At 48.7% G+C, this 15,085-nt stretch carries 15 protein-coding genes; 7 read left to right on the forward strand and 8 right to left on the reverse strand.

What is annotated here, in order from left to right:
• Positions 1–100: 100 nt before the first annotated feature.
• From VPR01S_RS15665 to VPR01S_RS15680, 4 genes are read left to right on the forward strand one after another with little or no spacing between them, the layout of a single operon-like run.
• A complete protein-coding gene (locus tag VPR01S_RS15665) occupies positions 101–1,075 on the forward strand; it encodes a D-2-hydroxyacid dehydrogenase family protein (protein ID WP_021706337.1) in 975 nt (324 codons plus the stop codon).
• A gap of 3 nt (positions 1,076–1,078) precedes the next feature.
• On the forward strand, positions 1,079–1,627 hold the full coding sequence (locus VPR01S_RS15670; protein WP_021706338.1) for an O-acetyl-ADP-ribose deacetylase: 549 nt from the start codon (positions 1,079–1,081) through the stop codon (positions 1,625–1,627).
• Positions 1,611–1,934: a cupin domain-containing protein gene (locus VPR01S_RS15675; protein ID WP_021706339.1), complete on the forward strand. Its 324-nt coding sequence runs from the start codon at positions 1,611–1,613 to the stop codon at positions 1,932–1,934. Before VPR01S_RS15670 ends, VPR01S_RS15675 begins: the two co-directional genes overlap by 17 nt.
• Positions 1,935–1,943: 9 nt before the next feature.
• Entirely contained in the window at positions 1,944–2,198 is a 255-nt protein-coding gene (locus VPR01S_RS15680) for a Rho-binding antiterminator (RefSeq protein ID WP_021706340.1), read from the forward strand.
• Positions 2,199–2,248: 50 nt separating this feature from the next.
• Here VPR01S_RS15680 and nprV read toward each other — a convergent pair whose 3' ends face one another.
• The 3 genes from nprV to rarD form a co-directional block, all read right to left on the reverse strand.
• Complete coding sequence (gene nprV, locus VPR01S_RS15685; protein WP_021706341.1) at positions 2,249–4,078, reverse strand: vibriolysin; 1,830 nt, start codon at positions 4,076–4,078, stop codon at positions 2,249–2,251.
• A 564-nt stretch (positions 4,079–4,642) separates the two neighbouring features.
• On the reverse strand, positions 4,643–5,851 hold the full coding sequence (locus tag VPR01S_RS15690) for a NupC/NupG family nucleoside CNT transporter (RefSeq protein WP_021706342.1): 1,209 nt from the start codon (positions 5,849–5,851) through the stop codon (positions 4,643–4,645).
• Between the two features lie 473 nt (positions 5,852–6,324).
• Entirely contained in the window at positions 6,325–7,197 is an 873-nt protein-coding gene (gene rarD, locus VPR01S_RS15695; RefSeq protein ID WP_021706343.1) for an EamA family transporter RarD, read from the reverse strand.
• A gap of 254 nt (positions 7,198–7,451) precedes the next feature.
• Between rarD and VPR01S_RS15700 the strand changes: the two genes are divergently transcribed.
• Positions 7,452–7,898, forward strand: coding sequence for a hypothetical protein (locus VPR01S_RS15700; RefSeq protein ID WP_021706344.1), 447 nt, complete (start codon positions 7,452–7,454; stop codon positions 7,896–7,898).
• Between the two features lie 44 nt (positions 7,899–7,942).
• Here the strand turns inward: VPR01S_RS15700 and VPR01S_RS15705 are convergent, their stop codons facing one another.
• From VPR01S_RS15705 to VPR01S_RS15725, 5 genes are all read right to left on the reverse strand, one after another.
• Complete coding sequence (locus VPR01S_RS15705) at positions 7,943–8,665, reverse strand: carbonic anhydrase (protein WP_021706345.1); 723 nt, start codon at positions 8,663–8,665, stop codon at positions 7,943–7,945.
• A 222-nt stretch (positions 8,666–8,887) separates the two neighbouring features.
• On the reverse strand, positions 8,888–9,562 hold the full coding sequence (locus VPR01S_RS15710; protein ID WP_439654059.1) for a LuxR C-terminal-related transcriptional regulator: 675 nt from the start codon (positions 9,560–9,562) through the stop codon (positions 8,888–8,890).
• Positions 9,563–9,812: 250 nt separating this feature from the next.
• A complete protein-coding gene (locus VPR01S_RS15715) occupies positions 9,813–10,805 on the reverse strand; it encodes a S1 family peptidase (RefSeq protein WP_021706347.1) in 993 nt (330 codons plus the stop codon).
• A 110-nt stretch (positions 10,806–10,915) separates the two neighbouring features.
• Positions 10,916–12,034 (reverse strand): glycine cleavage system aminomethyltransferase GcvT, encoded by a 1,119-nt coding sequence (gene gcvT, locus VPR01S_RS15720; protein WP_021706348.1) that lies wholly within the window; start codon positions 12,032–12,034, stop codon positions 10,916–10,918.
• Between the two features lie 286 nt (positions 12,035–12,320).
• Complete coding sequence (locus VPR01S_RS15725) at positions 12,321–12,944, reverse strand: helix-turn-helix domain-containing protein (protein ID WP_040902896.1); 624 nt, start codon at positions 12,942–12,944, stop codon at positions 12,321–12,323.
• 420 nt (positions 12,945–13,364) lie between these two features.
• On the opposite strand from VPR01S_RS15725, the gene VPR01S_RS15730 reads away from it, so the two are divergent.
• Complete coding sequence (locus VPR01S_RS15730; protein ID WP_021706350.1) at positions 13,365–14,660, forward strand: serine hydroxymethyltransferase; 1,296 nt, start codon at positions 13,365–13,367, stop codon at positions 14,658–14,660.
• A 36-nt stretch (positions 14,661–14,696) separates the two neighbouring features.
• The gene (gene gcvH / locus VPR01S_RS15735) at positions 14,697–15,077 is read left to right on the forward strand and encodes a glycine cleavage system protein GcvH (protein ID WP_021706351.1); all 381 of its coding nucleotides are present in this window, start codon (positions 14,697–14,699) and stop codon (positions 15,075–15,077) included.
• Positions 15,078–15,085: the final 8 nt, after the last annotated feature.

Here is a 15,085-nt window from a genome sequence, read left to right on the forward strand (position 1 = left end):
TACTGTCGTCTGGCGTATTATTCGCGCAATTGCGGCAGATAAGTTACTGGTTGCATTTCAGAACCTGCTCGCATTGTTTTTCTGACACAAGGAGTCTGTTGTGCGTATTGCGGTATTGGACGATTATCAAGATCAGGTTCGTCATCTGGCGTGTTTCTCTCTGCTACATGATATGGATGTCACGGTGTTTAATCACACGGTAACCGACATCGAAAAACTGGCGGACATGCTTCAATCATTCGACGTCTTAGTGCTCATTCGAGAACGGACGCTCATTAACGACGCTCTGCTCTCACGCCTGCCTAATTTGAAGCTCATCAGCCAGACGGGCAAAATCAGTAACCACCTTGATTTGGATGCCTGCAATCGCTACCGGGTAGCCGTTGCTGAAGGCGTCGGATCGCCGGTTGCCCCTTCAGAGCTTTGCTGGGCATTAATCATGGCCGCCATGCGACACATTCCCAGCTATATCAACCGGTTGCAAAACGGTCACTGGCAACAATCGGGACAACCTTTTCTGGGAAGAACACTGGAGGGCAAACGCTTGGGGATCTGGGGATTTGGGAAAATCGGACAACGTGTCGCAGGTTACGCCACGGCTTTCGGCATGGAAGTAATGATCTGGGGTAGTGAGGCATCACGTGAAAAAGCACAAGTCATGGGTTACCAAGCCGCTACTAACCGTGACCAGTTTTTCACGCACTGTGATATCGTGTCGTTGCATCTACGCCTGAACGACGCAACACGTCATATCGTCACACGGGACGATCTTGAGCAAATGAAACCCGACGCTCTGCTAGTTAACATCAGCCGCGCTGAGCTTATCGAGCCTCAGGCGCTGTACGACACCCTGTCCGCTCATCCGGGCAAAATGGCGGCGATTGATGTGTTTGAACAGGAGCCGGCGTATGCAACCAACCAATGGTTGTTAACACTGCCCAATGTCGTCGCCACGCCTCATATTGGCTATGTCGAACAAGGCAGTTATGAGCTTTACTTTAGGTACGCGTTTGACAATGTGCGGGCGTATGCTGAGCAACGACCACACAATATCGCCAACCCTGAGGTGTTATAGCGTATGAGTACATTACGCCTCCAGCAAGGAGACATCACAACAGCCACCACCGATGCTATCGTGAACGCGGCCAACCCGGTGATGTTGGGAGGCGGTGGCGTTGATGGCGCCATTCACCGTGCGGCAGGGCCAGCGCTATTGGAGGCTTGTCGTCAAGTGCCGGCAGTGGAAGGTGTCCGCTGCCCGACAGGCGAAGCTCGCATTACCTCGGCTGGCGCACTGGCAGCACGTTATGTCATTCATACCGTCGGCCCCATCTATCATCAAAGTGCCGATCCCGCGCGTTTGCTGACAGCGGCCTATGCCGCCTCACTGCGACTGGCTCGGCAATATCATTGCCACAGCATTGCATTTCCGGCGATCTCTTGCGGGGTTTACGGTTACCCGATTGAAGACGCCGCGTACCAGGCTCTGCGCACGTGTATGCAAGAAGAGTTTCATGACCTAGAGATCGTGTTTTATCTGTTCGACGAGCACACACTCAAAACGTGGCAAACAGTACTTCAGAATCTGAATCACCAACGCGGAGCGGGTCATGAGTCAACCATTTAGTTTACTGGCTAACCTGCCTGTCGACCTCAGTGAAGAAGTGTTCGAAGATGTGCTACGCCACGACACCTTACGTATTGAGCGTATCGTGTCCAAAGGCCACTCTTCGCCTCCCAATCACTGGTACGATCAAACTGAGCATGAATGGGTGCTCTTGCTCGCTGGTGCCGGTCGTATTCTATACGCCGACAACCGTGAAGTAACGCTACGTGCCGGAGACTGTCTCAATATTCCGGCTCACACACGCCATCGCGTCAGTTGGACAGATCCGAATACGGAAACGATCTGGCTGGCCATATTCTACTCTTAGGAGCCTACTATGATGTCCTGCAGCCAGTACGATTACATCGAGATTGCCTGCCTTTATCACCTGCCAGTCAGACTCAAACTGCTCAACGGCACGATTGTGGAAGGGACGGCGGTCGATACAACATACACCACAGAACGAAAAGAGGCCATCGTCATTGCGACATCCAGTGGCCATGAGACGTTGCCCACCGAGTCCTTACACAGCATGCAAGCGCTGGCGGCCAATCCTCACTTCGATCAGGTCACGTTTACACAGATCGCCTGATACAAAAAAGGCGCACCTTAAGGTGCGCCTTCACTGGTTCCATTCTGAGTTTAGTCAGCACGCAAAGTTACACCAGCGTAATTGCTGTAACCACGCAGCATAACGTGATACGTAGTACCCGCTTGCGCTGAAATTGAACACTGCTCTTCGTTACCATACTTATATGGACGGCAATCGTAAGAAGTCGTGGTTGGCTTGCTACCCGCTTTCACGTAAAGGTCTGCATCACCTGTACCGCCAGTGATCTTAATCACTACGCTAGATGAGCTGCTTGGTGTGAACGTGTAGTAAGTCATGTCATTGCGGTTACCTGAAAGGTTCGCCAGCGGTTTACCGATTTCCAGTACATCGCCAGACGGAGGAGGAGTTGCACCACAAGACGCGTTAACGCCTACCGTGTTAAACGCATCTTCTACGTCTGCAACGCTGTAACCCATGTCGCTCGCAGCTTTCACTACACCACAACCGCCTTCATCAAATGTGCTGTTCGCTGTCCAGTACAATTGGTTAGCCAGGGTAAACACTTCAAAGCCTTTGCGTACATCCCAACCCGCTTTGTTAGCCAGCAGGTAGAACGCACGGTTGAATACACCACTTGAGTAGTGAACATTCAGGCCATTGTAGTAGTCAGACGCATGGTCGATAGAACGGCCGTCACGCGAAGGCTGATCAAAGTAACGCAGACCGCCGGATGATTTGAAGATATCCGCACCGACAACCCAGTCAACGCTGCCTTTCATGTAGAACTCTGCTGCTTCACCTGCAATATCAGAGAACGCTTCGTTCATACCACCAGACATATTCTCGTACACCAGACCCGAGTTTTGTTCGGTGAAACCGTGGCTCACTTCGTGGGCACTAACGTTAATATCCACCAGCGGGTAGAAGGTGCTGTAGCCATCACCGAAGGTCATGGATGAACCATTCCAGAACGCGTTTTCGTAGTTGTTACCATAGTGAACACGCATAGTCAGCTGGAACGTCAGTGGTGTGGTGTTCATCCAGTCTTTGTACATATCGAAAACCACTTTACCGAAGTAGTGGGCATCGTTCAGTGGCGAGTACGCGCCGTTAATGGCTTTGTAATCGTTGTAGTTGGTTGAGTCGTTACAGGTATAGCTGTAAGTGGTGTTACCTGAAGTTGAGCCGTTCAGGTCAACCGTTCTTACCGCGCTGTTGTTCATTGAACACTTAGTGCCGACTTTATCGATGACAAACGGAGGAAAGTCAGAACCGTATTCATAACGACCTGTTTTGGTGTTACCGCCAGGGCCAGTACCGTCAGCTTGTGCATGGTTCAGACCATCCCAAGTTTGCAGTACTTCACCCGTTTGCGCATCAATGAAAAAGAAAGGACGCGCTGGGTGATCCTCGGCAACGAAGAAATCAACCAGATACACTAGTTGCGCTTGATTGTTGTCGTCCAGACGAACCATCAACTCGGCTTTTTCGTTTTCCGTTGCAGGTTCCGCAACCATTTTTTCTTGCTGTTGGAAACGCGATTTAGCAATTGAAATGGCCTGCTTCATCTCAACGGATGGCGTCAGTGTAGACACGTCGTCTGCGATACCCTGAGCCATCACACCGAACACTTCGCTACTACCAGACTTCGATTCAGTCGCCACTACCGAGGTGTTGAAAACCGGTAGACCGTGGTGAGTTTGTTGATAACGAACTTTCACTTTGCCATTTGGCAAAACAACTCGTTTCATTTGTTTGAATCCGGTTTCCACCGGGGCAACGCTCTGTGACTGAGCTTTAAGAGCCTGGTTTAGCAGGCTGCCATCATTTACGTTGATCATTTCTGCAGCGGTGACAGGTAGCGCAGTTGCCGCGCTAACAGCCAGCAGCCAGTTGATGTGACGTTGTGTTTTATTCATTTCTCAATCCTGGAGATTATTTTCAATCGTTGTTTAACTACTGATAAATCAGAAATTAAACCCTCCTGCGATAACTCGCGAAATAACCATTAATTACATTTCTGTAACATTCCAGTTTGTAAGAAAAATATTTTATATCCCACGTCAATTAGAGTTGACATTCTATAAAATTAATCCATGTTATTTTATAGAGTAAACAATAATTTTTTTTAATTAATTCATTGCGTTATATTTAATTAACAAATATATAACAACTAATCATTACACAGATTTATCAATAAAATTCAATGACTTGCGCACCAAAAAAGTGCATGATTCACCCACCAAAAAAGCGGTCAATTTGTAACCTACTGAAATAAATAGTGATATTTTATGCAGACCCAATGCGAGGCTAACACATCCTACGATCCTAAAAGTGGCCGGAAGCATGCAGTTGCAAGGCGTGTTCTGAACAAAAATTCGCAAGTTTGGCGCTACTTTTTACGAGCACTCAAACCCAGATTGAAAAGACAATGAGGAAAAGAAGAAAAAAGAGCCTCCGCGATACGGAGGCTCAGGCCATCATTACAACAGAATAAAAATACCCGCCAGACAAGCGCTCATCAGATTGGCCAGTGTACCGGCCAATACGGCTTTGATGCCCAGGCTGGCCACTTCCGAGCGACGCTCTGGCGCGATCACGCCGATTGAACCCAATTGGATAGCAATCGAGCCAATGTTGGCAAAGCCACACAGTGCGAAAGTAATGATGATTTGCGAGTGTTCTGACAACAAAGCTTTGTGCTCGACAAAATCAATAAAGGCAACGAATTCGTTCATGACGATCTTCTGGCCAATGTACGATCCGGCCATCAGCACTTCGTCTGCTGGCACGCCAATCACCCATGCCAGTGGCGAGAACAGGTAGCCGAAAATTGCCTGCAACGTAATACCTGCAAATCCGAACACTTCCCCCAGGCTCTCAAGGCCTGTGTTCACCATGGCAATCACACTGACAAACGCAATCAACATAGTACCAACGGCCACGGCAACCTTCATGCCGTTCATCGCGCCACTTGCTAGCGCATCAATAACGTTACTCTCCTGAGCTTTGTCCATCTCAATGTCTGACTGGTCAACCGCTGTTTCGCGCTCCGGTACAATGATCTTAGCCATCATCAGGCTGCCCGGCGCTGCCATAAAGCTGGCGGCAATCAGATATTTCAGATCCACACCCAGCCCGGCGTATCCACCCAATACACTACCGGCAACTGACGCCATACCACCGGCCATTACAGCAAACAGTTCGGAGCGGGTCATGCGGGCCAGGAAAGGACGGACTAAAAGCGGAGATTCACCTTGAGAGAGGAAGATATTACCAGTGGCCACCAAAGATTCGGCTTTACTGGTTCCAAGAAATTTTTGAATACCGCCACCAATGAATTCGATGACTTTCTGCATGATGCCCAGATAATACAAGGCAGAGATAAGGGCGCTGAAGAAAATGATAATAGGAAGGACGCGGACAGCGAAGATAAAACCAGAACTTGCAAGATCTCCGAAGAGAAAACGGATGCCTTCATCGGCAAAACCAAGGAGGCTGGAAACACCGCTACTGAGGCTGGTCAGAGCCGCTTGTCCCCATGGGAAATAGAGCACTAGGGCTGCAAACCCAACCTGGAGCAACAGGGCTCTGGAAACCGTCTTCCAGTTGATGGCTCTGCGACTCTCTGACAACAGGATCGCGCATATCAACAGGACAACGATGCCGATTAATCCAAATACAACATTCATGTAAAGATCACCTTATACAAGCTTTGGGGAACGTAGCTGGTCCGGTCCGTGGGGTCATTCACTTTCCATGTGACGGCTTGTATTGGCTGAGCGAAGGCTCATAACCGGGCGGCAAGTATAGCCATCATAACGAGATATTCATCACATATTTTTGCGCAAACGTTCAAGCGTTCAAATAACCACCAGAACAGAACAAAAATCATACAAACCGATTCACCCATCGCTACAGATCACACTGAATTATTGGTTGTATGGATTGAGCGTCATTGAAGTTGAACGTAGATCACACTAAGGCATGAATACGAGATGCAAACTTTCGAACGAATGGCAAGGGACAGGAACTAGTACTAACGTTATTTTTGTAAGTAATGCCTTCAATTCTATTATCTCGCTAACAGCGTCGGCTTAAATAGGTAATCAAAGTAGGCCTCACCATCACGGTGAGGCCTTCTCATACGGAGATATAATTTGTTTCAGATAAGGCGGGCCATCCGTCGGTTTCTCGCCCGTCTAATCAACGTCTCAGAAATGGTCAGCAGTAAGCCAACCCAAATAAATGCGAAACTGACCGCCTTTACACTGTCGAAGATCTCACCAAAAAACCACACCGCCAACAAAAACTGGATACTCGGTTCAATGTACTGCATCAAACCCACAGTCGACATGGTCGTTAGGCGCAGCGCAATCGAATAAAACACCAGCGGCCCAAGCGTCATTGGCGCCGCACCGGCGTATAATGCCAGCGTTTCCCACCCTGAATTCAACGACACGGCGCCGACACTGACGTGTTTGAACAACAAGTACATAATGGCCAAAGGCGCGAGCGTAGTAGCTTCCACAAACAAGCTTACGCTCCAGGTGTACTGAATTTTCTTCTTACACCAGCCATACAAGGTGAAGAAAATCGCCATAACCAATGCAACGTAGGGGACCTGCCCGTACTGGTATACCTGATAGGACAGACCAATAAATGCCAGAAATAACGCGAGTTTCTTTCCGGCTGAGATGGTCTCTTTTAAGACAAAAATCCCGAGCGCATTCATGGTCAGCGGGCTGATAAAGAACCCCAAACTGGCGTCAATCACCCGCTCGTGAGTCATCGCCCAGGTGAAAGCAACCCAAGAGATTGACATCAGGCTGCTGCCGAGAAAGGCATACCACAATGATCGTTTGTCTTGCAGTAACGTCTTCAGAGCAGATAGCTTGCCAAACAGCGCCACAATCAACCAGGCAACAGGGACAGACGCGATCAAACGCACGGCCAGTAACTCATCCGGCGCGGCCGCGGGCAAATGTTGGTAATAAAGCGGTAGCAGGCCCCAGAGGACAAATGAAAGCGCTGCCATCCAGTTTCCAATCATAACTGGTGACACATCAATACCTTAAAGTGAAGAGATTGATCGCGATTTTAGCCCCTTTTCACTGGCTGTAAAGCGAATTACCGCTTTTCATCAGGGGTCATGAAGCGATTCAGAAATAAGCGCAAGTTACCCGGCATTATGAAGAAAAAATCGGCCGTCTTTCAATCAATAAGAACATGGTAATCTGGCAGTGAATCGTTACAATAGCGGCCTTTTGTTCGACTACCCCGGAGAGCCACATGCAAACGGATTACACTTTGACCAACCTGCAATCAATGCCCAGAGAAGAGCTGGAAACATTCAGTATGCGCATGTTGCATCGACTGGTACCGGAGGAGTCTGCCAGTGAGTTGTTTACCTTTGATGCCGAAGAGACAGAAAACGAAGAGCGCCTGCAGGCAGCGAAGTTTGACGCAATGTTACGTTTGCATGCAATAGCGTTGAGCGAGTTACCGGCTTTATTTGGTGAATCGAACAATGCTCAGCAGAATATCGTACGCATGAGCCGTTTACTACTGTGGCATTTCTATGCAGTCTCGTTTAACTTGGAAAAAGTCATTAGTCTGGAAACGCACTGCAACCATGTGGAAGTGCTCCTCAAATCAGCCCCTTCCGATGCATTTGGTTGGGTTAAAGCACTCACTGAGCTACTGCATCAGTACGCTGAACTGAACCAGCCAAAATAGTATCTTCAGCCCGTCGGAAAGACAGGCTGAATCGCGGCGCCGTCCTAGTCGTTTTTCAGAACTACCCGGGCATTCTTCGCTTGTACCGGGCGGTTATTGTGTCCCATCACATCCATCAACTGTTGAGTTTGCTCTCCGGCCAGTTGCTGTGGCTGTTTGACCACCAACCAGCGTACGCCTTCACTGCAAGGAGGTGTGGTCAATGAACCGTTGAACCGATAGTAATGTGCCAGTTTTGGCAATAATGATGCAACCGGGAAAGATGGGTTAAGTTTCACGGTTTCCCCTTTGCCCGGCAAGGTGTCTGTCAGTTGAGTCATCTGTGGGTTCTCGGCGCCGTTATCAAACATTACGGCCAGTACCGCCAAATTCCCACTGCGATCTGCGTGAACAAAATGCGCTTCCAACGGGTATTGCTTACCGCGGATCAGATTTTCAGACGGGGTATGGAAGTGGAACTGCAGTAATTTGTACGTCGTGCCATCAAGAGACAGGGTATTGTCACCCGACACCTCGGCCTGAAGTGTGTGGCCGTTATTGGTTAATGCAGTCACATTTCCCTGGTAGGTAATCTCGAGATCCTTGAGATCCGCGTCCACCGCTCCACTGATGTCGATCGGGCTCTGGTTTTTGCCATCGGCACAGGTCGACGATACATTGCCCCAATACGCCGGGCCATGCTGACCACTGTAACCCCATTCTGCAGCCTGAACGCTACCGGTGGACATCAGTGCCAGCAGAGATAATGCTAACGACGTTTTTTTCATAGTTACTCCCTGAAAATGCGGATAAAATTCAGTCATGTTAATAACAGTCATGCGCTGAGAAGTATGCCGCAATCTTTGTTTTCAGAAAATAACTGGAATAAAACGCACGTTTGGCTTCAATTATTCGTCTTGCAAGGCGTTAAACCGCTCGAGTAATCGCACGAAGCAGAAATAAAACAGGGAAGCATTCCGCTTCCCTGTATCCATCTTGTTAACGCGCTGCTACACCCTTTCTTCAATACCAATGTTATTGTTAGCCCAAAGCAGAGCCTGCAATCGATTCTTGGCATTGATCTTTTTAAAGATGTTGTGCAGATGGGTTTTGACCGTATTTTCGCTGACGAACAGTTCATCGGCGATCTGAATATTCGAAGCCCCCTGCCCGAGCAAACGAATGATTTCTTTTTCACGTTTGGTCAAATTTGCGTAGGTCTGAGACGTGGTTACCGCATTAGAGCTACGGAAATGATGAATGTAATCTTGTGCGAGCTTGCGTGACAACCACATCTCACCTTCGAGGATCTTTTCCATACCTTTGATCAGCAATTTCAGATCATCATCGAGGTAAAACACCCCCACCAGATTGCGCCATTTAAATAAATCGACAGATGGGATGTCTTTCGGACAATTAATCACGATCTCTTTCAGCTCGTAATCAAGACGGCTCTTAATCTGAGTGTAAACCTCAAATTTCTTGTCATCCAAATAAGAGAAATCAATCAGAACCACTTCACTGAAGATGGTATCCGGGTGAGGAGCATCTGAGAATGTGGCGAATGGAACCACACTAACGGACATGTTCAAATGGGATTCGAGCGAATCTTTAAACAGGTTCGACTGCATACTGACATCAGATAGCAGTGTGACCTGAGCCTTTCCGTTGCCCAACATATTCATCCTCCAAACTAGCCAACGTATTGTAATAACCTAAAACTATCGTTTAATGGTCAATTGTCAATCGGTCACTACTAAAGGAGTAGATATGCAAACGATTTTATTAAATTCAAATCATAAGGTTACACTGATATTCTCATTTATAAGAAAACTATCAATAACCATCAATTTCTCTGATTTCTTCTCCGGTCGATAAAAAGCGCGAAAGGATTCCTTTCGCGCTTATCTCGTTAAATCGAATCGCATGGACGGCTTAGCGCTTACGTAAGGCACCCGCCATCAACAAAAATACGAAAGTCATGATGCCGAGGCTACCGCCGCCACCGCCGCCCGATGAACTGCTGTCGGTGCCAGACAGGAAGTCATTGCGGCGCGAATCTGTAGCGACGAATTTTGGCGATTCCCCACCATTTAACACGTTGTCAATCCAGCTTGAAAAGCGAATCACCTCAGAAAATACCGATGTCGCATTGATGCTGGCGCTCGGATCGCCACACTGCGTATCCGGACCAAAACTGGTGACGCCAACCTGAACATATTCCGTACCGTTGTACCAGTAGAGCGGGCCGCCAGAATCGCCCTGACAAGTCGCATTTTCCAGCGTTGAACCAGTGGGCACTTCACCTTGCATACACAAGTTGTTGTCGGTGGTTACCGTGTAATTGCACTGGTTGTTTGGCACCCAGGTCAGTGTAGTTTGCAGTAACTCATTGCTTTCATCGGCGTTACTCCGCGTATCACCATGGCCGACCGCCTTAAACTCTTGGCTGTAAGCGCGGTAGGTTGAGTAATCGTCCACTGTCGGTCGAATAGCGTAATCCGCGCTGCTGACGGTCGTTAACGCCCGCTCCAGCTTCAGAATGGCAATATCGTTAAACAGGGTTTCATCTTCATAGGTCGACGGATAATAAATCTCGGAGACCATCACCCGCTCCTGCACGTTGGAAGGAAAGTCACCTTCGAGCTGAAGCTTAGGCACCACAGAGGTAAACAGATTGCCCTCTTCATCGTTAAACACGCAATGTGCTGCGGTCAGAACATACTGATTGTTCAGCAGGGTACCACCACAGTAGCTGCCGCTGCCATAGCGTCCATCGTAATCAATACGGTCGTAAAACAGGGCAACATACGATGGATAGGTGGTCACGGACGCACTGGTTCCGTTGACAATATAAGGTTGAAAATCGGCTGCGGCCACATTGGCAGAAATAGACAACACGGCAGCCATACACGTCCACTTGTTCATAAGGTATGACTCCTTCCTGTAGGAACAACTTATTATTTGAGTTATAAAAAATGGGAGACACCGATTTTATACGGTCTCTCCCATAAATTAAGTCAATTATTCGCTAGTTTCTAGCCACGATAGTAACGTTGTGGAACGAAGGGCATTTTCTCAACGGTCATTGGCAGCATTTTTCCGCGCACTTCGGCAAACAGTTCGGTGCCGACAGCCGACAGATCCGTACGGACATAACCCATTGAAACCGGCTTACCCGCTGTTGGGCCAGCAGTACCACTGGTCACGATCCCGACTTTGTTGCCTTCACCGTCATACAGTTCGGTACCTTCACGGACCGGCGCTTTCGTTTGACCAACCAAGCCAATCCGCTTGCGTGACACATCTTTGGTTTCAATCTGGTTTAGAATGATATCCGCTCCAGGGAAGCCGCCCTCACGTTCGCCGCCCGCACGACGCACTTTTTGAATGCCCCATAGCAAACTTGCTTCAACCGGTGTCGTCGTGGTATCCAAATCATGACCGTAAAGGCACAATCCACACTCAAGACGCAACGAATCACGAGCGCCCAGGCCGATCCACTCCACTTCGTCTTCTGCGGTCAGTTTGCTGGCAAACGCTGCCGCGTGCTCTGCCGGTACAGAAATTTCATAGCCATCTTCACCGGTATAACCGCTGCGGCTTACAATGCATTCAACGCCATCGATCGTCAGCTTCTGTACATCCATAAACAGCATGTCGGCCACCGCTGGCTGGTAGCGTTTCAACACTTCTGCGGCTTTTGGACCCTGCAATGCCAGTAGCGCGCGATCTTCGATCAGCTCCAGCTCAACCTCAGCGGGCAGATGTGCTTGCAGATGTTGGATGTCCTGTTCTTTACACGCCGCATTCACCACCACAAACAGATGATCGCCAAGATTCGCCACCATCAGATCATCCATAATGCCGCCCTGCTCATTGGTAAAAAAGGCATAGCGTTGCTTTCCTGCACCCAAATCGATGATGTCGACTGGCACCAGCGATTCCAAGAACGCCGCCGCCCCTTCGCCATGCAGACGAAGTTGACCCATGTGAGAAACATCGAAAAGACCCGCAGCATCACGAGTATGCAGGTGCTCTTTCTTGACACCCAGCTTGTATTGCACTGGCATATCGTAACCAGCGAAAGGGACCATTTTCGCACCCACTTCAACGTGAAGCGCATGCAGAGGTGTTTTCAGTAGTTCTTGAGTCATCTTCTTCTCCATTAAGCCAGACTCTCTGAGTTAGCCGCGATGAATTGCGATTTTTTCCGAAACGGAAACCGTGTTTCCTATAGTAAACAAGCATGCGCCTCTTTTTCACCATTAACAAGTTCAAAACAGTTCAAAATGTGACATTTAACAAGTTAGACACATTTAAAAATCGTTAAAGAAAAGCGCCACATCGATGACTTTCACATCAACATGACGCTTTTTCATTCACGTTAACTGCAATGGCAAACGTTTGCATTCACTATAGGAAATTTTACTTTTTGCGATATTACTTCGCAGTGACCCACAAAATATGCGCATCTTCCTCACTGACAGAAACCAGCATGTGACCCATATTGGCATCGTAGTAAACGCTGTCACCTTCGTGCATCACTACCGGTTCATAGAACTCAGAATAGAACATCACTTCACCGGATAAAATCAGCAGAAATTCCTCGCCATCGTGACGCACCCAGTCGGTGTATTCTTCAAACGTTCGGGCACGGATACGGCTCTTAAACGGCATCATTTTTTTATTGGATAATTGCGTAGCAAGCAGCTCGTGTTCGTAGGTCGGTGTCGGATGCGGTTTCCCTTCGCCAGCGCGAGAAATATCTCGCCGACCGGTTGCTACCTTTTTTCTAGGTGGTTCAAAGAGTTGTGGCATATCTATTTGCAGTCCAGCCGCCAGTTTTTGCATCGCCTGGAAGGTCGGAGAGATCTGTTCATTCTCTATCTTACTCAGCGTTGAACGAGCCAATCCAGTACGCTGACTGGCCTCTTCCAAAGTGAGGCCCAATTTCGCACGAATATCTTTAATGCGTTGTCCCAGTTTTAACGGCTCTATATTCTGGTCGCCAGCTTCTTTTGCCAGCGTCAACGACGGGTACTCATCATAGATGTCTTCTGACATGCTTTCCCTCTGTTTCACGTCTTCTCCCTGTATTGAAAATCATTGTTGCACGAAGCTCATTGTTGATTAAAGACCACACCAGGAAATAAAGCGTGCTCTGGGTAACAGAAATGGAAACTGTGTTTCCTATTGGAAATTTTTGATTGATTGTTCTCATGACAGGGGGTATGTTATCGACTTGTTAGATGTAGAGATGCTATTTCTGACTCTGAACACCGAGGTTGTTAACAACTTTTTTCGGAGTCTGGATACCCGGATTTCATCCCGGTATCGCCCCGGATGAGGGATATTCGCCCTGCTCTGTTCTGGCCCAGCCAACACGCTCCCTACCGTGGAACAGTGCAGATAAAAACGACAGGACTGACGACAGCCAAAAACACAATCACATCGTTCGTCAGTAGAAATGGAAGGTCATCTACCATGAGTAAAACTTACCAAAACCACAGCCTGGAAAACTTTTTCTCTACCAACCTCGCTGCTACCGACGACGCCGTCTTTGCTGGTATTCAGGCAGAATTCACGCGTCAGAATGAACAAATCGAACTGATTGCGTCAGAAAACATTGTCTCGAAGGCAGTGATGCAGGCACAAGGCACCTGCCTGACCAACAAATACGCCGAAGGTTACCCAGGCCGTCGCTATTACGGCGGTTGTGAACACGTCGATACCGTTGAAGCGATCGCTATCGAACGCGCGAAAAAGCTTTTTAACTGTGAATACGCAAACGTTCAACCTCACTCGGGGGCTCAAGCCAACGGTGCGGTCAAACTGGCCCTGCTTCAACCAGGTGACACCATTATGGGTATGTCCCTGGATGCGGGCGGCCACCTGACACACGGTGCGCGCCCGGCGTTATCTGGTAAGTGGTTCAACGCGGTTCAGTACGGCGTTAACCGTGACACTCTGGAAATTGATTACGACGAGGTCCGTGCACTGGCGCTGGAACACCAGCCTAAGATGATCATTGCAGGCGGCTCCGCCATTCCTCGCGTCATCGATTTTGCTAAATTTCGTGCGATCGCCGATGAAGTCGACGCCATCCTGATGGTGGATATGGCGCACATCGCTGGCCTGATTGCAACTGGTGCTCACCCGAGCCCGCTACCCCATGCGCACGTAGTCACCACCACAACACACAAAACATTGCGCGGCCCACGTGGCGGCATGATCCTGACCAATCACGAAGACATCATTAAGAAAATCAATTCAGCGGTATTCCCTGGCCTGCAAGGTGGCCCGCTGATGCACGTGATTGCATCAAAAGCGGTCGCGTTCGGTGAAGCGCTGGGTCCAGAATTCAAAACTTATATTGATTCGGTGATCAGCAACGCAAAAGTTCTCGCTGAAGTATTGCAAACTCGCGGTTGCGACATTGTCACCGGCGGCACAGACACCCACCTGATGTTGGTGGACCTACGCCCTAAAGGCCTGAAAGGTAACAAGGTAGAAGAAGCGCTGGAACGTGCTGGGATCACATGTAACAAAAATGGCATCCCGTTCGACACAGAAAAACCTATGATTACTTCGGGTATCCGTTTAGGCACCCCAGCCGGCACAAGCCGCGGCTTTGGCGTTGAAGAATTCAAAATGATCGGTAACTGGATTGGTGATGTACTGGATGGGTTGGTTGAACACCCTGAAGGTAACGCAGACGTAGAAAAACGCGTTCGCAAAGAAGTCAAAGAGCTTTGCCGTCGCTACCCACTTTACCAATAACAGATTTAAATCCTCACAGTATTTGGAGATCAAGCAATGGACAAGACCCTGAAGTTTACAGACAGCCACGAGTGGGTTCGCGATAACGGCGACGGCACAGTGACGATTGGCATTTCTGAGCACGCACAAGAAATGTTGGGTGACGTAGTTTTCGTTGACCTGCCAGACGTGGAAGACGAAATCGAAGCCGGCGAAAGCTTTTCTCTGGTGGAGTCTGTAAAAGCCGCTTCAGATATCTACGCTCCTGTTTCTGGTGAAGTGGTAGAAATTAACGAGGAGCTGGAAGACAGCCCTGAGCTTATCAACGAAGAACCGTATGAAGGCGGTTGGATTGTTAAAGTGAAACTGTCTCAGCCTTCAGAGTTGGATGATCTGAAAGACGCTGAAGAATACCTGAACTCAATCGAAGAAGATTAATCAGGGAA

The sequence above is a fragment of the Vibrio proteolyticus NBRC 13287 genome, from assembly GCF_000467125.1.
Taxonomy (GTDB): Bacteria; Pseudomonadota; Gammaproteobacteria; order Enterobacterales; family Vibrionaceae; genus Vibrio; species Vibrio proteolyticus.

Coding starts and splice junctions, on each gene's coding strand:
- gcvT (WP_021706348.1), bottom strand. CDS start 12,034: ATGACTCAAGAACTACTGAAAACACCTCTGCATGCGCTTCACGTTGAA.
- VPR01S_RS15710 (WP_439654059.1), bottom strand. CDS start 9,562: ATGAATATGTTGGGCAACGGAAAGGCTCAGGTCACACTGCTATCTGAT.
- VPR01S_RS15700 (WP_021706344.1), top strand. CDS start 7,452: ATGCAAACGGATTACACTTTGACCAACCTGCAATCAATGCCCAGAGAA.
- VPR01S_RS15670 (WP_021706338.1), top strand. CDS start 1,079: ATGAGTACATTACGCCTCCAGCAAGGAGACATCACAACAGCCACCACC.
- VPR01S_RS15680 (WP_021706340.1), top strand. CDS start 1,944: ATGATGTCCTGCAGCCAGTACGATTACATCGAGATTGCCTGCCTTTAT.
- VPR01S_RS15705 (WP_021706345.1), bottom strand. CDS start 8,665: ATGAAAAAAACGTCGTTAGCATTATCTCTGCTGGCACTGATGTCCACC.
- nprV (WP_021706341.1), bottom strand. CDS start 4,078: ATGAATAAAACACAACGTCACATCAACTGGCTGCTGGCTGTTAGCGCG.
- gcvH (WP_021706351.1), top strand. CDS start 14,697: ATGGACAAGACCCTGAAGTTTACAGACAGCCACGAGTGGGTTCGCGAT.
- rarD (WP_021706343.1), bottom strand. CDS start 7,197: ATGGCAGCGCTTTCATTTGTCCTCTGGGGCCTGCTACCGCTTTATTAC.
- VPR01S_RS15690 (WP_021706342.1), bottom strand. CDS start 5,851: ATGAATGTTGTATTTGGATTAATCGGCATCGTTGTCCTGTTGATATGC.
- VPR01S_RS15675 (WP_021706339.1), top strand. CDS start 1,611: ATGAGTCAACCATTTAGTTTACTGGCTAACCTGCCTGTCGACCTCAGT.
- VPR01S_RS15725 (WP_040902896.1), bottom strand. CDS start 12,944: ATGTCAGAAGACATCTATGATGAGTACCCGTCGTTGACGCTGGCAAAA.
- VPR01S_RS15730 (WP_021706350.1), top strand. CDS start 13,365: ATGAGTAAAACTTACCAAAACCACAGCCTGGAAAACTTTTTCTCTACC.
- VPR01S_RS15715 (WP_021706347.1), bottom strand. CDS start 10,805: ATGAACAAGTGGACGTGTATGGCTGCCGTGTTGTCTATTTCTGCCAAT.